This window comes from Paenibacillus sp. PDC88, assembly GCF_900106725.1.
GTDB lineage: Bacteria > Bacillota > Bacilli > Paenibacillales > Paenibacillaceae > Paenibacillus > Paenibacillus shunpengii.
This window is the reverse complement of record NZ_FNNT01000001.1, coordinates 277,216-296,506: the sequence shown is the minus strand read 5'-3', so window position 1 is coordinate 296,506 and position 19,291 is coordinate 277,216. Positions and strand designations below refer to the sequence as shown.

Here is a 19,291-nt window from a genome sequence, read left to right as displayed (position 1 = left end):
GACCTTGTGCCTGTTGTAACCTTGTTGAAGAGCGTGATAGGGTAGCTATAAGCATGGAACTTATCATCAAGAGCAAGATTTTTTCGAAAAAAAGGAGGATAGGTTTCGCTTTTTTTTATACTAAATTGACCATTTAACCAAAACGGTCAATAGGTATTAGAATTCGAAATGTGACTTGAGTCTACTCAGCAAGGCTAAAAAGAAAACGTGAATTGGAGGGAATGTGGATGTCTTTGTCTGTAAAAATACCTCGGCCCAAAACCTACGGTCCGCTGGGGAATCTGCCTCTGCTTGATGTGCATGCTCCAGTGCAGTCTCTCGTCAAAATCGCTTATGAGCAAGGTCCGATTTTTCAAATACAATATCCGGGCCGTAATGAAATTTATATCTCAGGTCATGAATATGTAAAGGACGCATGTGATGAGAAGCGGTTTGACAAGAGAATCTGGGCACCGCTCCGCAATGTGCGTCCATTTGCCGGCGATGGCTTATTTACGAGTGCGACAGATGAGCCGAACTGGAAGAAGGCCCACAATATTTTGCTATCGAGCTTCAGTCAGCGGGCCATGCAGGGCTATCATAGCAAGATGCTGGATATTGCCGTACAGCTGATTCAAAAATGGGCAAGGCTTAATCCCGATGAAACGGTGGACATCCCCGCAGATATGACCAGGCTGACCCTGGATACGATCGGACTATGTGGTTTTGACTATCGATTCAACAGCTTCTATCGCGAGGATTATCATCCCTTTATTGATCGTATGGTTAGAGCGCTGGATGAAGGAATGAGCCAGCTTCACCGATTGGGTATTCAGGATCTGTTCATGGTACAGAAGAAGAAGCAATTTAATGAAGATATACAGGGCATGTTTGAGCTGGTTGACGATCTGATCAGGGAACGCAAGGCGCACGGAGGTAATGCGGGGGATCTGCTGTCACATATGCTGGAGGGGACCGATCCGGAGACGGGTGAATCGCTGGATCTGGAGAATATCCGGTATCAAATGATCACGTTCTTGATCGCTGGACATGAAACAACAAGCGGACTGCTGTCCTTCGCCATTTATTATTTACTGAAGCATCCTGATAAGCTGAAGAAGGCACGGGAAGAAGTGGATCGCATATTCAAGGATTCCCTTCCAACCTACAATCAGGTTCGTGATTTAAAATATATTCGTATGGTGCTTAACGAAGCACTGAGATTATGGCCGACTGCCCCCGCCTTCTCATTATATGCCAAGGAAGATACGGAAATTGGCGGAAAATATCCGTTAAAAAAAGGCGACAGTGTAACGGTACTCATTCCAAAATTACATCGTGATGAGCGTGTTTGGGGAGTGGATGTTGATAAATTCATCCCAGAGCGCTTTGAGGATCCAAGCAAGGTGCCGCATGATGCCTACAAGCCTTTTGGAAATGGTCAAAGGGCTTGCATAGGTCAGCAGTTTGCCATGCAGGAAGCTACCTTGGTGCTCGGCATGGTGCTTAAGCACTTTGATCTGTTTGATTACGCGGATTATCAATTGAAGGTGAAAGAAACCTTGACGCTGAAACCAGAGGATTTCAGGGTCAAACTTCGCAGCCGTGGCATGAACAGTTTCATGATGGGATCTGGATCTTCTCTGGCAGAACATGCAGACAGGGTGAGCAAGCCGGGAGAAGCGAGCCCTGTGCCAAGTCATAACACACCAATGCTAGTACTATACGGATCAAATCTCGGTACAGCCGAAGGGATTGCAAGAGAGGTTGCGGATACAGCTAAATATCAAGGGTTTGATGTAAATATAGCGACCCTTGATGATTACACATCCCGTCTTCCGACGGAAGGAATTGTGTTTATTGTGACTTCATCGTACAATGGTCAGCCTCCATCGAACGCCAAGCATTTTGTAGACTGGCTGGAGCAGGCACCGGCTTCTGAATTTCAGGGAGTTAGCTATGTCGTGTTCGGGTGCGGCGACCATAACTGGGCAAGCACTTATCAGCGCGTACCGAGGTTCATTGATGAAACGCTCCATGCCAAAGGGGCCATCCGCTTATTAGATCGGGGCGAGAGCGATGCAAGCGGGGATTTCGAACGGGAAGTGGATGACTTTACGGAATCGCTATGGCCCGATCTAATGCAGAAGCTGCAGATCACGGTCGAAGAATCCATGACGAAGAGAAGGAGCAGTCTATCTATTTCATATGTAGACGGTGTGGCTGCTGTACCGCTCGCGGAGACTTATCAGGCTTATCCGGCAATGATTACAGGAAGCAGGAACTTGCAGCATCAAGACAGTGGGAGATTAACCCAGCATATCGAGATCGAGCTGCCGGAAGGGATAACCTATCAGGAAGGTGATCATCTGGGGGTACTGGCACAAAATTCAGAGCAGCAGGTAAGCAGGGTGCTGAAACGGTTTGGATTAGCGGGCTCAAGTCATCTTGTTCTTCATGCCGAAGGACGCAGCAGTGCTCACCTTCCGGTAGGATCGACGGTAAGGCTTGATGATCTGCTCACACATAGTGTCGAGCTTCAGGCACCTGCCACGAGAGCACAGCTTAGAGAGCTTGCTTCCCATACCGTGTGCCCTCCTCATGCCAAAGAGCTCAATGCTCTTCTGGAGGATGAATTGTACCAGAATGAAATAAGGGCTAAAAGAATAACCATGCTTGACCTGCTCGAAAAGTACGAGGCATGCGAGCTTCCATTTGAGAGATTTCTTGAGCTGCTGCCTGCGCTTGTGCCTCGATATTATTCCATATCAAGCTCTCCGAAGCTTCGACCACATACGGCAAGCATCACTGTAAGTGTGGTTCGCGGACCGGCATGGAACGGCAGAGCCGAATACAGGGGAGTTGCGTCAAATTACTTGGCAGAGCTTGAGCCTGGTGCGAAAATATCCGTATTTGTACAGACTCCAGAATCTGGATTCCAGCTGCCTGACTCACCAGAGACGCCGATCATCATGATGGGACCAGGAACCGGAGTAGCTCCATTCCGTGGTTTTATTCAGGCGAGAGGTGTATGGAAGAAACAAGGGATGAAACTGGGAGAGGCCCATTTGTATTTCGGCTGTCGTAATCCGGAGCATGACTTTTTGTACCAGGAAGAATTCATTTTGGCACAGGAGGAGGGGCTTGTTACACTCCATACGGCTTTTTCCCGGGTGGAAGGCCAGGACAAATGCTATGTTCAACATCTGCTTCAACAAGATGCCGATCATTTACTCAAGTTGATTGAGAACGGCGCAAAAATATACATTTGTGGAGATGGCGTGCGGATGGCACCTGATGTGGAAAAGACACTTATATCCAGTTATCAGCGTCGTACACAGTCTAGTGAAGAGCAAGCCGTATCGTGGCTGCAAGAACTGGAATCCTGCGGCAGATATGTAAAGGATGTATGGGCAGGGCAATGAGATAAGGATGTTTGGTCTGAAAAAGGCTTGTCTGTGACGCAGCAGAAGTGCTTGCTGCCGCAGGCAAGCCTTTTATTTTTGAGATGATGTTGGTAGAATTGGGTAGGGTTACGTACATATTCATAGAAGGAGGCGTTATATATATGAAAATGATGCCATTGCGTCATAAAGGCATTGATGCCAGTCAACTGGTGCTCGGTTCCATGTCCATGGGTGGTGGGTGGAACACGAATCCGGTTACGCAGGAACATGTGCTTGAAGCAGAGAGAGCGGTAGATGCTGCGCGTGAAGTAGGGATCAATATGTTCGATCATGCGGATATTTATACTTTCGGCAAAGCAGAAGAAACGTTTGGCAAGCTCCTGCAGGCACAGCCGTCTCTTAGGGAAGAGATTATTATACAATCCAAATGCGGCATAAGACTTCAAGACGGTGATCTGCCTGGAAGATATGACTTCTCCAAAGAACATATTTTGAATTCGGTGGATGGCATATTGAGCCGTTTGGGTACGGAATATATCGATATTTTGCTATTACATCGTCCAGATCCACTTATGGAGCCGGAAGAAATTGCGGAAGCCTTAACGTTGCTCAAATCTGCTGGCAAGGTTCGTCATTTTGGTGTTTCCAATATGAATGTGGGTCAAATTGAATTTTTGCAGCGTTCGCTTCCGTATCCGATTATTGTAAACCAACTGCAGATGAGCTTGTCTCACCTGCATTTTGTTGACGAGGTGGTCTTTGTCAATCAAGGGGCTGGAACGAAGGTGAACTTTGGGGCAGGACTGCTGGAGTTCAGCCAGATGCAGGACATTCAGCTTCAAGCCTGGAGTCCGTTATCACAGGGAATCTTCACAGGGAAGGACGTTTCGGATCAGCCGGAGCATATTCAGGCGGCAGCGAAGCTTGTTCAGGATATGGCAGAAGAGAAGGACACCACTCGTGAAGCGATCGTGCTCGGCTGGCTTATGAGACATCCGGCGATGATTCAGCCGGTCATTGGAACGATCAATCCTGAGCGGATTAAAGCGACGGGGGACGCCGTTCGCCAAGGCCAGCTCATGACACGGGATGAATGGTACAAGCTGTATGTTACAGCGAGAGGACCTAGACTGCCGTAAACGATGAGCTTAATCAAGGAGACGCTGCTATCAGGTTGGCATAAGCAGATGTAGTCGCTGCAAGGGAGAGTGGAGTGCACTTGGTATCCAATATAAGTCTGGTTCTATTTCTAATCCTCTCATTGGCTGCCTTGATTGTTAGCATTCAGCAGCGTCGCAGAGCAGGGAAAGTAAGGTTTAGCGGACTAGGTAAAGAAAATACGCTGCTGATGGTGCTGATCTATGTACTTGGCGGTATTTACTTGATAACGAGTGAAGGATGGCTAAAATACGTTATTTTCTTACTCTCGTTTGTTGTCTATTATTTGGTTAGTCAGTTTTATGTCGGGGAGAACGGTGTTAAGTTTGGCCTCTATTTTATTCCTTATGATAAGGTGACAGGATACAGATCCTATGACGGATCAAATGATGTCACATTATATATTGAAGGTAAATCCAGAGGGATCGATCTCAAGCCCAAAATTGAATACCGCAGCAGTATGATCCAATCGGTGCTGGAAATGAACGGTGTTTCTGAGCAGCAACGGTGATCTCTCTTCTGTAACACAGACCAAGAAGCTGTCCGTAGTGACAGCTTCTTTGTGTTGAATTTATGGTCACTACATCCGAAATCATGTGTAATCTACACCTATAAAACATTCTTATATGACGTATTATATATTGACCATTCCTCATTCGTGACGTAATATATTGGCTAAGTTAGATTTGAAAAAAATGGAAAATATGCATTTGAAAAACAATGAGATGAGGAGAGATCGGATGACGGACCAACGTGTATTCATGTTTAGTGAAGGTAATGCATCGATGCGAGAGCTTCTGGGTGGAAAAGGAGCGGATTTGGCGGAAATGACAAGAGCGGGCTTGCCTGTACCTTACGGCTTTACGATTACGACGGCTTCATGCCGGGATTATTACACGCATCTTGGACATATTCCGCTCTCCCTTATTGAAGAGATTGAAGCAGCACTCGTGAGTCTAGAACAGAAGACCGGCAAAACATTCGGGAATTCTGCGAATCCGTTATTCGTTGCCGTACGTTCGGGTGCAGTAACTTCCATGCCGGGGATGATGGATACCATCCTGAACCTTGGCATGAATGACGAGACATCAGAAGGTCTCGCGGCAATGACCGGCAATCGCAAATATGCGCTGGAATGCTATGCCCGTTTTATACAAATGTATGGACATGTGGTGATGGGAATCGAGAATAATGCATTCTCGAAATTACTGCGTCAGCTCAATACAGCTCAAGGGACGGAACATATCGGACAGCTTGAACAAGCAGACCTTGCGGAGCTCATCGATAAGTACAAATCACTCATTCATCAGCGTACCAAGAAACCGATCCCGCAAAATGTAAGAGAGCAGTTAATTGATGCCGTACGCGCGATCTTCCGTTCCTGGTCAAATCCGAGGGCCAAAGTATATCGCAAGGTTCATAAGATTCCAGAGGATCAGGGAACGGCTGTCAGTGTTCAGGAAATGGTATTCGGCAATCTGGATGAATACAGCGGGACCGGTGTGCTTTTTACTCGAAACCCATCCACTGGAGTTCATGAAATTCTAGGGGAATATCTGCCATCGGCTCAAGGAGAAGAAGTCGTCATGGGCATACGTACTCCTTTCGGAATATCGTATCTTGCCCAAACGATGCCCGCCGTATATGAAGAGCTTCACGAAGCAGCGTCCCGGCTGGAAGCTTGGTATGGAGATATACAGGACATTGAATTTACGATTGAGCAGGGCAAGCTGTACATACTGCAGACTCGTGGAGCAAGGCGGACTGCCCAAGCAGCCATGAAAGCAGCAGTCGATTATGCGAAGGAAGGCATTATTACCAAGGAAGAAGCCTTGCTGCGAATTGAGCCTGAGCATCTAAATCAGCTGCTGCATCAGTCAATTGAGGCTCAGGATGCGGATAAGGTTGTGGCGACGGGACTTCCAGCTTCTCCCGGTGCTGTGAGCGGTGCGCTTGTGTTTGATTCCGAAACGGCAGAAGCATGGACTTCTGTGGGCAAAAGAGTTATTTTGGTACGCAGAGAAACTACACCTCAGGATATTCATGGAGTTATTGCGGCCGAAGGCCTGCTTACACTGCGGGGAGGAATGACAAGCCATGCAGCGGTGGTTGCAAGAGGAATGGGAACACCCTGTGTGTGCGGCTGTGAAGAGATGGAGCTTCGTGAGGATGTGAAGGAGCTGGTCTGCGGGGAATATACCTTCCGAGAAGGAGATCTGATCTCACTGGATGGAGCAACGGGGCAGGTGTATGCAGGAGAGATCAAGCTGAAGGATCCTGAAATTTCGGAGGAATTGTCCCTCGTTCTAAGCTGGGCGGATGAGATCAAGCATATGAAGGTCTATGCAAATATTGATCAGCCGGGTGACGTAAAGTATGCACGCAAATGGGGAGCAGAAGGAATAGGCTTGTGCCGTACAGAGCATATGTTTCTGTCACCTTCCAGACTGCCGTTGATTCAGCGGGTCATCGTCGCCGGAAATGCCCAGGAGCGTCAAGAGGCACTATACCGCTTATTGCCGATTCAGCAATCGGATTTTGAGCAGATCTTTACGGAGATGGATGGGCTGCCTGTCACCATTCGTTTGCTGGATCCGCCGCTGCATGAATTTTTGCCGAAGCTTGAAGTACTGGAAGGCAGAAAAGAGCATCTTCGCATGATAACAATGGATGGGGATACCGAAGAGCTGGATAAAGTAGAACGAGTCATATCGAAGGTGCAGGAGTTAAGAGAGACGAATCCCATGCTTGGCTGGAGAGGTGCAAGGCTTGGAATTGTATTCCCCGAAATTTATGATATGCAAATAGAGGCAATCTTCCGTGCAGCCGCGAACTGTATAGATCGGGGGATATCGGTTGTACCTGAAATTATGATTCCTCTGGTAGGGCATGCCAATGAGCTGTCCACGCTGAGAAGGCTTGTGGATGAAGTTGCGGAACAAGTGCTGAGAGAGAATCTGAGGCATTGTCCGTATCGGGTTGGCACGATGATTGAAGTTCCGCGTGCAGCCTTAACTGCCGCAGAGATCGCGAAACATGCCGATTTTTTCTCCTTTGGCACAAATGACTTAACACAGATGACGCTCGGTTACAGTAGAGATGATGCGGAACGCAGATTCCTTAGCCAATATCTGGAGCAGAAGATTGTTGAAGCGAACCCTTTTGAAGTGCTGGATGAAGAAGGCGTCGGTGAGCTGATGAAGCTGGCTCTGAATAGAGGACGTTCCTGGAAGCCGCAGCTTGTAGCTGGACTGTGCGGGGAGCATGGTGGTGATCGAGATTCTATTCGTTTCTGCCATCAGATTGGACTGGATTATGTCAGCTGCTCACCTTATCGCGTGCCTTTTGCCCGAATTGCTGCGGCGCAAGCCGAAATACGGGAGCGAAATGTGTCAGTCCCTGAGGATTGCTCAGAGGTAACGAGCACCGCATAATGATGAACACTACTCGTCATAATGTGAGCTTATCATCAATTTTTATGGTAACTGATTATGGGGGCATATTGTGATTGAACTAACAGGAAGACAACAACGCATTGTAGATATTGTTCAGGAGAGTGCTCCCATTACGGGGGATCAGATTGCTGACCGCTTGTCACTATCCAAGCCGACGATTAGAGCAGATCTTTCCTTACTTGTAATGACAGGTTACTTGTCTGCAAAGCCCAAGGTAGGATATTTTCTCGGCCGTGTGATGACTGCTTCAGACAGGTACTTGACGGAGATAGGCGAAATGAAAGTGAAGGATGTACAGAGTGTACCCGTTGTAGTATATGGACATACCACCATCCATGAGGCCGTAGTGACCTTGTTCTTGGAGGATGTCGGAACACTGCTGGTGATTAACTCAGAGGGCGCATTGATCGGAATTGTCTCTCGGAAGGATCTGCTTAAGGTGACCTTAGGAGATCAGGATATTCGAGAGATTCCGGTCAGCCTGATGATGACAAGAGAGCCGAATATGATATCGGTGTCACCGGAGGATCGAATAATAGACGCAGTTGGAAAAATGGTGTTTCACGAGATCGACAGCTTACCTGTTATTAAGCGGGGGACCAATGAGCTGGTCGGCCGGATATCGAAGACGACGATCGTTAGAGTATTATTTGAGGCGTTTGATTCGGTACATCACGAAGGGTGAGTATGAATAAAGCAGCAGGGGGAAAAGAGGATGCATTTCGTCGCCGTTTGTTCAGATTCTCTAGGGGAAACAGCTGATCTCGTTGTAAGAGCCGCACTGCGACAATTTGAGTCATTGAACATTCAGCTAAGACGTTATCCCCAAATCCGCAGTGAAGATGAGATTCGAGAGCTGATGGAAGAGGTTCACCGTAAATCCGGCTTTGTCGCATATACACTCGTTCAGCCTGAGCTGCGTGAAGCGATCAAGGAAGAATCGGTGCGACTTGGCATTCGAACCGTGGACATCATGGGGCCGATGATGCAGGCCTTTATTGATACGTTCCATGATTCGCCGACACAGCGTCCGGGTGTCCTGCATCGTTTGGACGAAGACTACTTTAGACGCGTGGAAGCAGTCGAATTTGCAGTAAAGTGTGACGATGGCAAAGACACCAGTGCCATTGTCAAAGCCGATATTGTTCTGCTTGGCGTATCCCGGACCTCAAAAACACCGCTGAGTATTTTTCTCGCGCATAAAGGCTATAAGGTTGTCAATTATCCCATCGTACCTGAGATCAAGCCTCCTGAACCTTTAAACGAGCCGATCAAGGGTCAAATTGTCGGACTGACCATGGATGCAGAGCATTTGCTCAAAATACGCTCAGAACGGCTTAAGGTCATGGGACTTCCCAATGGGTCAAAATACGCTTCGCTCGCGCGGATCGTTACCGAGCTGGAATATGCTTATGAACTGTTTGATCGGCTGGGTTGTCCGGTTATAGATGTAACAGACAAAGCCATTGAAGAGACAGCAGGCATAATACTGGGATATCTCTAGTAGATAAGAAGATATAAGTGTAATAACCGAAGGAGCCTGATCGGGCTTCTTTGTACTTTATTCTGTATGTTATATAAAGTTTAGAACGGTGCCTGCGTGGGTTACTTAATCACAAGCGGATGTAGAAGGAGATGTTATCGTAGATGATTATAAGAGAACAAGCACAGCACTTCATTATGATCGAACAGCATGAGCATGCAAGACTGTCGGGAGAGATTGCCTCCAGACTCTTACCGGAATTGTTTATCCAGGATACATATAAGAAGGATGTATTGTATGCTATATATGAGCATGACCGGGCTTGGATTCGGGTAGATCAGGTGCCGATATGGAATGACAAGGAGAAGGAGCCTTATTATTTTGTCAATTATCCTTATCCAGTGAAGCTCAAAATGTATCAGGCCGGAATTGAAGAAGTAGAGGAGCACAGTCCCTACGCGGCCTATCTGGTCAGTCATCATTTCACCCAGTTTCCCGATATACAGAACGGGACAGATGAGTTCAGCATCGCTTTTTGTGAAGAGGAGGAGCATAGACAGCAGCGTTTACGTAGAGCGGCGGCGCCGCAGGAAGCCGAGGTTGTTGACCAGCATTCCCGCCTTCTTGAGTTCTGTGATGATCTCTCCCTCTATGTGTGCATGAATGAACCTGGAGTCACTAAGCAGGAGGAACATCCCTGGTTCAAGAACGGATTGACTCAAGTCAGCACAGCAGATCCTGATGCGCCTTCACTTCAGGCAAAATGGCTGGACAGCCAGACGGTACAGGTGACACCATCCCCTTTTGCCGCACCGTTTCAGACGGAGCTGTCGTATAAGAGAGTATCCAAGCAATGGATTGAAGAAAAGGGATTAAGTGATGCCTACGAGCAAACGCCGGAAATGAAGCAGGCACTGCATTTTCGATGAGTGCCAGTAACGATACCGACAATTAAATTAAGAAATGGTCAATGAACAGGAGCGTTTTCCTTAAAGGAAGCTTCCTGTTTTTTTGTTTATTCTGCAAGAATCAAACTCACAGCTCATTAAATTAGAACTAAAACAATATAAATGTTATAATGGATCACATATTTCGTAAAAACATTATAAAATTTTAGATTTAGAATGGGGTCAATTCAATTGAAAGAAACAAAGACAGGGCTGGGAAGGTCGTTATTTGTTATTGTGTTTGTGCTCATGATGGCAAAGCTGACATTATTCCGCTTTTTTGTATTTAGAGACATCTCATGGGACCGCATTGCTGTAGATGCGATAGCTGTTCTGGTCGTTTTATGCCTATGGGAGCTTCTCTTCTCAGGGAAATGGAAGGGAACAGCTTATTGGAGCTTGAACACGCTGTTCTCGATCATTCTGTTCGCGGCAACAATTTATAACGTCCAGTTCGGTTCCATACCGACATATACGACACTACTTAGTCTGAATCAAGTGCCGCAGGTTGCCTCAAGTATCGGTCTGCTGATCGAGCCGAAGCATTTTTGGTTTTTTGCGGATGTCATGGTGATGACGATCTTATGGATCATATACAGAGTTCAAGGTAAACGAAGCGTATATACGAGACAGCTGTCCCGGATCGGTATTTTATCGGTCGCCGTCATAGGTCTTGTCATGTCTGGATTGACGATTGCCAAGGATGGTTCGATTGAGAACGAAACCGTTCGTGCCGACGAGCTCGGATTCCTGAATTATCAGGTGGCACAAGCGATTCTTGCGAATCAGCAGAATAAATTGATTGCTGCCGGAGATATCGAGGAGACGGTTAAGGAAATTAAGGAGCATCAAGCCACCTACCCATATCAACAGCAATCTGAACAAGATGGTGAAGAGACGATACCGGATGGATTCGGTGCAGCAAAAGGGAAGAATCTGATTATCGTACAGCTGGAATCATTTCAAAATTTCCCGGTTCGTCAGCAGGTAGAGGGACAAGAGGTCACGCCGGTGCTCAATGATCTCATCGAGGAGAGCATGTATTTTCCACATGTATTTCAGCAAATAGGACAAGGGAATACTTCGGATGCCGAATTTATTACGAATACATCAATTTATCCGATTGGGACGATGGCGATGGCAACCGGGTTTGGTGACCGCGTGCTGCCAAGTCTGCCGCGCCTTGTACAGAATGAAGGATATACAGCACAGACCTTCCATGTTAACAATGTGAGCTTTTGGGATCGAAATAAAATGTATCCTGCACTTCATTTTGATCAATATTTTGATAAGCCTTATTTTACAAATGATCATTTTAACGATTTTGGTGCTTCTGATGAAGAAATGTATCGTGTCGGACTGCATAAGCTGGTGGATCTGGATGCGCAGAACAAGCCGTTCTACGCACATTTTATCGCAACTTCAAGTCATGCGCCTTTCAAAGTACCGCAGGATCGTAAGCAGATGGAAGTTCCTCAGCAGCTTGCAGGCACTGGCTTGGGCGATTACCTGACAGCACTGAACTATGCTGATTATGCTCTGGGAACACTAATTGACGGGCTGAAGGAAGAAGGACTGTGGGAGGACACGATTCTCGTCGTCTACGGCGATCACTTTGGGCTGCAGAATCAGAGCACTTCTCCGGAGCAGGTTGAGGCTGCTCTAGGCGTTCCTTATCATGAACAGATCAGCCGCTTCAATGTGCCGCTTGTCATTCGTGTACCTGGAATGGAAGGACGTCAGATTGATACGGTTGGCGGACAAATGGATATATTGCCTACGGTCTCCAACCTTCTCGGTTTTTCTTTGAAGGATTCGAACTTCACTGCATTAGGACAGGATCTGCTTAATATTGACCAGAATGTCATCGGGATGAGGTATTACATGCCGACGGGTACTTTCTTCAATAATGAAGTCATGTTCGTGCCGGGCAGCGGTTTTGAAGATGGACAGGCGATTTCGCTGACAACGCTGGAACCCATCGCCGATATTTCGAAGTATCGTGCCGATTACGATTATATTATGAAGCTGATGAAGCTCTCGGATGAATATGTGAAGCTGCTTCCGAAGCGTGGATTCTGATATGATAGAAGGACACCGTTAACAATAACGGTGTCCTTTAACTTTGGACTGCAATTGAGCGGAATTTTCTTGTAGGGAAGGGTGAATGAAAATGATCAAACTAAGTGTATTAGAGCATGGCTACATAAAAGAAGGGTTCACGGTTCACGATGCTTTGAGTGAAGCGACAGAGCTGATTCAATTCACCGAAAGTCTGGGGTATCACCGGTTTTGGGTTTCAGAGCATCATGGCATGCCTGCACTCTCCTTTTCCAGCCCGGAAGTGATGATCTCCCATTTGGCTTCTCACAGCTCACGCATACGTGTTGGTTCGGGAGGCATTATGCTGCCCCACTACAGTGCTTATAAAGTGGCTGAGAATTTCCGTTTGTTAGAGGCTTTATATCCGGGCCGAATTGATCTGGGTATCGGGAGAGCTACAGGCGCGATGCCGCTCGCGACAGCGGCTTTAAACGAAGGGAAGCGAATGAATTCGCAGCAATTTCCAGTCCAGATTGATGATCTGATCGGTTATTTATATGAGGATCTTCCGGAGGATCACCGGTATGCCAAACTGAAGGCCATTCCACTGATCGACAGCGTTCCGGAGCTATGGGTGCTTGGATCAAGCAGTGAAGGAGGAAAGATCGCAGCACGACATGGCGTTTCCTACTCGTTTGCTCATTTCTTTGGCGTACCTGGAGGAGAAGAAGCGATTCATCATTATAAATCTGGTTTTCAGCCTTCCATCGTGAGGGATACCCCACGGTCGATGATTACCATTAGTGTGATTTGCGCAGATACGGAGGAGGAAGCGAAGAGCCTTGCTTCAAGCAATCAGCTCTATTTTCTTGCGTTGATGCGAGGAGCACAGCTATCCGGCTTCCCATCGGTGGAGACGTCGCTTCAATATCCTTATACTGCAGTGGAGAAGGAGCAGATTAACAGCAGGAGGCATCTCAGCATTGTGGGTAATCCTGAGCAGGTGAATAGAGGAATACGCCGAATCAGCGAGTTTTATCATGTGGACGAAATCATGATTGCATCTGCCATCCACGATTTTGAAGCAAGGAAGAGGTCATTTCAGCTGATTGCGGAAGCGATGAGGGAAGGGGAAGAGTAAATTGATCAAGAACGAAAAAATCAAAGCAGCCGAAGTAGAGGTTACCGGTATAGATGGGGAAGAGCTCGGTGTGATGAAGACCGCCGAAGCGCTCGCACTAGCCAAGAAGCTAAAGGTAGATCTGGTATGCACATCACTCATGAGCAGTCCTCCGCCATGCAGGCTAGTTGGAGCGGGAGCTGCCAAGCAGGAGGCGGCGGCCGAGAAGCGTAAGAGCCGTGAGCCGAAGATCAAAGAGATCCGCTTGACTCCGCATATTGAGGAGCATGATTATGATACGAAGAAGACTCAAATGGAGCGTATCCTTAAATCTGGTGATATAGTGAGGCTGGTTGTGAAGATTCAAAAGAAAGAAGGAGATCTGGCGAAATCACTTCTTGAGGGTCTTATACGTGATTTGAAGGAATACGGCACGCCAAAGACGGGAATTCAGCTTAGCGGCAAACAGGCAGTCGTTGAATTAATGCCATAAAAAATATTTTTTTAAAACAAGGTATAAACATTGGAATACAATTCATTTAACGATATAATCGTATAGGGAAATACATCCTAACCGGATGCTCACACATGATGACAACAACATATTAACGGAGGTCTCAATTAAATGGGGAAAACATTGATTTTTGGACACAAAAATCCGGATACGGACACGATCTGTTCTGCAATTGCCTATGCTGATCTTAAGGTTAAGCTGGGTCTTGAAGCAGAAGCCGTGCGTCTTGGAGAAGTAAATGGTGAAACACAATTTGCTCTCGATTTCTTCAACGTGGATGCACCTCGTCTTGTAGAGACTGTAGCGAATGAAACAAACAGCGTTATCTTGGTTGACCATAACGAGCGTCAACAAAGCGTAAGCGATATTGATCAGGTTCAGATTACGGAAGTTATTGATCACCACAGAATTGCTAATTTTGAGACAAGCCAGCCGCTGTACTATCGCGCAGAGCCAGTGGGCTGCACAGCTACCATTCTTAACAAGCTGTATAAAGAGAATAATGTGGAGATTACGAAACCGATTGCGGGTCTGATGCTGTCTGCTATTATTTCTGATTCTCTATTGTTTAAATCTCCAACTTGCACCGAGCAGGATATTGCTGCAGCCAAGGAACTGGCTGAGATTGCAGGTGTCGATGCCAGCGTGTACGGTCTTGATATGCTCAAGGCAGGTGCTGATCTTAGCAAAAAATCCGTTCCTCAGCTCCTTACGCTTGATGCGAAGGAATTCTCAATGGGCGAGTTCAAAGTTGAAATTGCACAAGTCAACACGGTGGATGTCAACGATTTGCTTGTGAAACAAGCAGAGCTTGAGGCTGTAATTTACCAAACCATTGCTGAGAAGAATCTCGATCTGTTCGTATTTGTAATTACAGACATTCTTAACAATGACTCTGTGGCGATTGCACTTGGACATAAGTCTGAGGCAGTTGAGCGTGCGTACAATGTTCAGCTCGTGGACAACAAAGCACTTCTGAAAGGCGTTGTTTCCCGTAAATCTCAGATCGTTCCTGTACTGACAGAAGCATTGTCATAATAATATGCTCCCAAAATAAAAGGGTTGTTCTAATCGCAGTTATACTGCATTAGGACAACCCTTTTATCTTATGAAAAGCTTCTGTAATTTCTATAGCTGGAAAGCCCGGCACACGTTAAGTGCGCATCCCGTAATGACTGCGTCTTCCTTAAGGTTACCTTTTGAGAATAAGGGCTCATATCTAGGATTATAGAAGGTATTCTTCTTGGCGATATGTGTTGCTGTATCAAAGTATAGTGCATTGTAATTGACTAAGGTTCCACCTAATATAACAATCTCCGGATGAAACATATTAATCAAATTGGCTAGCCCTATACCAAAATAGACGGCAGACTGCTCGAATATTTCCCTTGCGAAAGGATCCTCTGCATCCAGTGCTTTGAGAAGATGCTCAAACTGAATTCGATCGGGGGGCAATGAGCTGAGTATAGGACCGAGTGGTCTTCCGGCCTTGGCCTGTGCTCGTGCCGTCCTCTCAAGTGCTTGGATCGAGGCGTATGCCTCTAGTGCTCCATAATTGCCAATCGGACCGAGCCGCTGACCATCGATTTGCACGATCATTTGACCGATGGAGCCTTCCGTATCAACGGTACCATGAACAATTTGGCCCTGAGACATAATAGCAGATCTGAGGCTGACTCCGGCGTGAACATAAAGTGCATGCTGAATACCTTGATTACGCATCGCCCAGGTCTCCCCGATCAGTGCAGCGTTAACTCCGTTCTCAAGATAAGCCTTCCAGCCTGTAGCATTCTCAAACTGCTGACATATAGGGATATTACGCCATCCTGATGCTGGAAAGTATAATGGATCGAGAATCGTCCCTTTGTTTCGGTCAACGGGTCCGACTGCACCGATACCGATACCTAATATTTGTGAAGGCTCCAGCTGATGATCCTTTAGAAAGCTCCTCATATGCCCGGAAGCAAATTCAACAAAACGCTCGGGCGTCATCGATTCATCCATCCGCCAGCGCATCACGGATTTCGGATTCATAGCCATGTCAAACAGACCGAGTGTGGAAGAGAACCGGGAAATTTCAAGGCCAAATATGTATTTGTAATCAGGTTCAATCTGATAGAGAATGGGGCGACGACCTCCACTGGAAGCGCCTAGGCTTGCCGCCTGAATAAGACCTTCGCTTGTCATCTCTTCAAGCAGGCGGGTAAGTGTACTGCTCGTTAGTGAAAAAGCATCAAGTAGTTCAGCCTTGGATATAGGACCATGCTCAGCAATCCAGGAATAAATCCATTTTTTGTTTGATTGTAATACAGGTTCTTTTTTGTTCATGAAAGTCGCTGCTCCAATGAATAAGGTTATTTTTCACGATAAGATATGATAACGATTATAACTCAGCTGGGAGTCAAAGACCATTGACTAACCCTAATATTCCAATGGATTGAATCAATTTCATAATACCTTTGGCTGCTTCAATCAAGAGTATATATAGATCAAAATGATTTTATTTGTCTATATATAGTTTCGAATTCACTTTTTTTATGATTTATGAAATTGATTCGATTAAACTCCAAAATGAAAAAAGTGATATGATGATTAAATTGAGGCAACATGAGCCTATTAAGCACAAATAATAGAAGGAAGTGAATATAGCCGATGCAGAATAACAACTGCTGTTCAGCCAGTAGAACTTTACACCCCGTGCATAGTGCAGTAGATATTCAAGCACAGTTCAAACAGGAAACGGATCCGTCCTCTTCAGCCATCATTCATATGAATTGGGCGGATATTCCGGCAGGGTCTTTTGATATGGGGACGGACACGTCAGAAGGTTTCCCTAGTGATGGTGAAGGGCCTGTTCGAGAAGTATACGTTAATTCCTTTTGTATGTCAGCCTATACCGTAACGAATGAACAATTTCGACAATTTATCGAAGCTACGGGATATGTAACCGAGGCCGAGAGATATGGCTGGTCTTATGTATTCCATCTGTTTGTCTCTGAGGAGACGAGGCAGCAGGTGCGAAGCACACCTCAACAGGTGCCTTGGTGGTATGTCGTAGAAGGAGCTGACTGGAAACGTCCTGAGGGACCCGATTCAAGCATTATGGACCGGCTTAATCATCCGGTTGTACATATCTCTTGGAATGATGCTGTCGCTTACTGTACCTGGTCTGGAACCAGGCTGCCGACAGAAGCGGAATGGGAGTATGCAGCTCGGGGCGGGTTGAAGCGGAAGACATATCCTTGGGGCGATATACTCAAGCAGGATGGCAGGCATATGTGTAACATCTGGCAGGGAAAGTTCCCTGTCAAGAATAATGCAAGTGACGGCTATATTGGCACCGCTCCTGTGGACTCCTATGAGCCAAATGGATACGGGTTATATAATGTTGCAGGTAATGTATGGGAATGGTGTGCAGATTGGTTCACCCCGGGATATCATCGTGAGACATCAGCGGATAACCCGCTGTACCAACGGGAAACGGGCAGAAAGTCAATGCGCGGCGGTTCCTATTTGTGTCACCGGTCTTATTGTAACCGTTATCGGGTTGCGGCCCGGAGCAGTAATACGCCAGACAGCTCCACAGGAAATCTCGGTTTTCGGGTAGTTCAAATTTAAAAAAATTCGGCAGACCCTAAGCCTACTTTAGGGCTGCCGTATTTGAGTGATTACCGGTATGTTCTTTAGCCGACCGCCTGCGGGGTCAATTCCAGCTCAAGCTCCTCGGGAGCTTTTTTGAATTCAACCTTCTTGACACGGTTGCGACCTACTTCTTTGACAGTGAAGACCATTCCTTCGTGATAATGGGTATGTCCGACCTTAGGATTCATCAGGATCGTGAACAGCCAGCCGCCAATCGTATCGGCGGTTTCTAGGTCGAAGTGCAGCCCTGTAAGGTCGGCTATTTGATCTAATTGAATCTTGCCATCTACAATGTAATGCATTTCACCAATCTGTTCAATTTCTTTGCGTTCCTCAGAGTCAAACTCATCCCGAATTTCGCCGACGATTTCTTCAAGAATGTCCTCGATGGTGATGAGTCCTGCGGTACCACCAAATTCATCAACAATGACAGCCAGGTGAACCTGTTCTTTTTGCATTCTCTTTAAGAGCTCATTCACAGGTGTTGCTTCTGAAACAGATAGTACAGGGTGCAAGAACTGTTTGAGATCAAACGTTTCATTCTCTCTATAGTTCAGGAACAATTGCTTTGTATTAATCATGCCTACGATCTGATCCTTCCCCTGGTGGGCAACAGGAAAGCGTGTATATTGTTCTCTGTGGATTATATTCATGTTCTCTTCAAGTGTATTGTTTGTATATAAGCAGACCATATCGGTACGAGGAATCATGATCTCCTTGGCAAGCTTCTCGTCAAAAGCAAATATCCGGTTTACATAGCCATATTCTGTATTGTTAATTTTACCGCTCTGGTAGCTCTCGGATAATATGATTTGAATTTCTTCCTCCGAGTGTGCATCCTCGTGTTCCTTCACCGGCTTTAGACCAAACATTTGAACGAGCTTGTTAGCCGAGCCATTAAGCAGCCAAATAAACGGATACATGATCTTATGAAACAGCATAATCGGTCTAGCAACGATGAATGTGATCGCTTCGGCTTTTTGGATCGCCATCGTCTTCGGCGCAAGCTCACCTACAACAACATGTAAGAATGTAACGATCATAAACGCAATAATGAAAGAGAGGAGATGAACTAATTCCTCAGGTGCGCCCAGGCGTGCGAACAAAGGTTCAATCATAATCGCAACTGTGGGTTCACCCAACCATCCTAGACCTAAAGCCGTAATAGTAATCCCTAGCTGACAAGCCGATAAATAACCATCCAGATTCGTTGTCACCTTCTGTACGGCAAGGGCACCTCTGCGTCCTTCGAGCACCAGCTGGTCGACACGGCTCGGCCTGAGCTTGATGATCGCAAATTCGGTAGCGACGAAGAATGCGGTTAGTACAATGAGTATTGCAAACACTAATAAATTCGGTCCTATACCCATTAGAGTTCTTCACAATCCTTTATAATAAATTTTAGGTTCATATGAACTAATATACCGAACTTATCCTGTGATTATCAATGGTCTGTAGGGTTAATAATAGACCGTATGGGTTAATTTTGGCCCTAATAGAGAGTTAGACGCCAAATTTCCTTATCCTGACCTCTCTTTACAAG

At 46.4% G+C, this 19,291-nt stretch carries 14 protein-coding genes; 12 read left to right on the top strand and 2 right to left on the bottom strand.

Annotated elements, in window-relative coordinates; all coding sequences use genetic code 11:
* The first annotated feature begins 227 nt into the window (after positions 1-227).
* The 11 genes from BLW49_RS01200 to BLW49_RS01150 all read left to right on the top strand — a co-directional run bounded on the left by BLW49_RS01200 (position 228) and on the right by BLW49_RS01150 (position 15,144).
* Positions 228-3,404, top strand: a complete 3,177-nt coding sequence (locus tag BLW49_RS01200; RefSeq protein WP_090722741.1) for a bifunctional cytochrome P450/NADPH--P450 reductase — start codon at positions 228-230, stop codon at positions 3,402-3,404.
* Between the two features lie 143 nt (positions 3,405-3,547).
* On the top strand, positions 3,548-4,525 hold the full coding sequence (locus BLW49_RS01195; protein WP_076310980.1) for an aldo/keto reductase: 978 nt from the start codon (positions 3,548-3,550) through the stop codon (positions 4,523-4,525).
* A gap of 80 nt (positions 4,526-4,605) precedes the next feature.
* Entirely contained in the window at positions 4,606-5,055 is a 450-nt protein-coding gene (locus BLW49_RS01190) for a hypothetical protein (RefSeq protein WP_076310979.1), read from the top strand.
* Positions 5,056-5,284: 229 nt separating this feature from the next.
* Positions 5,285-7,978 (top strand): pyruvate, phosphate dikinase, encoded by a 2,694-nt coding sequence (gene ppdK / locus BLW49_RS01185; RefSeq protein WP_076310978.1) that lies wholly within the window; start codon positions 5,285-5,287, stop codon positions 7,976-7,978.
* 70 nt (positions 7,979-8,048) lie between these two features.
* Positions 8,049-8,684 carry a helix-turn-helix transcriptional regulator gene (locus BLW49_RS01180; protein ID WP_090722740.1) on the top strand — a complete coding sequence of 212 codons (636 nt, stop codon included), beginning with the start codon at positions 8,049-8,051 and terminating at the stop codon, positions 8,682-8,684.
* 30 nt (positions 8,685-8,714) lie between these two features.
* The gene (locus tag BLW49_RS01175) at positions 8,715-9,503 is read left to right on the top strand and encodes a pyruvate, water dikinase regulatory protein (RefSeq protein WP_076310976.1); all 789 of its coding nucleotides are present in this window, start codon (positions 8,715-8,717) and stop codon (positions 9,501-9,503) included.
* Between the two features lie 143 nt (positions 9,504-9,646).
* Positions 9,647-10,411, top strand: coding sequence for a DUF3891 family protein (locus tag BLW49_RS01170; protein WP_090722739.1), 765 nt, complete (start codon positions 9,647-9,649; stop codon positions 10,409-10,411).
* 210 nt (positions 10,412-10,621) lie between these two features.
* Entirely contained in the window at positions 10,622-12,511 is a 1,890-nt protein-coding gene (locus BLW49_RS01165) for an LTA synthase family protein (RefSeq protein ID WP_371264504.1), read from the top strand.
* A gap of 91 nt (positions 12,512-12,602) precedes the next feature.
* On the top strand, positions 12,603-13,613 hold the full coding sequence (locus BLW49_RS01160) for an LLM class flavin-dependent oxidoreductase (RefSeq protein WP_090722730.1): 1,011 nt from the start codon (positions 12,603-12,605) through the stop codon (positions 13,611-13,613).
* A gap of 1 nt (position 13,614) precedes the next feature.
* On the top strand, positions 13,615-14,085 hold the full coding sequence (infC, locus tag BLW49_RS01155; protein ID WP_076310972.1) for a translation initiation factor IF-3: 471 nt from the start codon (positions 13,615-13,617) through the stop codon (positions 14,083-14,085).
* Between the two features lie 132 nt (positions 14,086-14,217).
* Entirely contained in the window at positions 14,218-15,144 is a 927-nt protein-coding gene (locus BLW49_RS01150; RefSeq protein WP_076310971.1) for a manganese-dependent inorganic pyrophosphatase, read from the top strand.
* Positions 15,145-15,234: 90 nt separating this feature from the next.
* Here the strand turns inward: BLW49_RS01150 and BLW49_RS01145 are convergent, their stop codons facing one another.
* Complete coding sequence (locus tag BLW49_RS01145; protein WP_076310970.1) at positions 15,235-16,434, bottom strand: ROK family transcriptional regulator; 1,200 nt, start codon at positions 16,432-16,434, stop codon at positions 15,235-15,237.
* Between the two features lie 324 nt (positions 16,435-16,758).
* Here BLW49_RS01145 and BLW49_RS01140 point away from each other — a divergent pair, with 324 nt between their 5' ends.
* Positions 16,759-17,724 carry a formylglycine-generating enzyme family protein gene (locus BLW49_RS01140; protein ID WP_076310969.1) on the top strand — a complete coding sequence of 322 codons (966 nt, stop codon included), beginning with the start codon at positions 16,759-16,761 and terminating at the stop codon, positions 17,722-17,724.
* Positions 17,725-17,789: 65 nt separating this feature from the next.
* Here BLW49_RS01140 and BLW49_RS01135 read toward each other — a convergent pair whose 3' ends face one another.
* Positions 17,790-19,118 (bottom strand): hemolysin family protein, encoded by a 1,329-nt coding sequence (locus BLW49_RS01135; RefSeq protein WP_177178611.1) that lies wholly within the window; start codon positions 19,116-19,118, stop codon positions 17,790-17,792.
* Between the last annotated feature and the right edge of the window lie 173 nt (positions 19,119-19,291).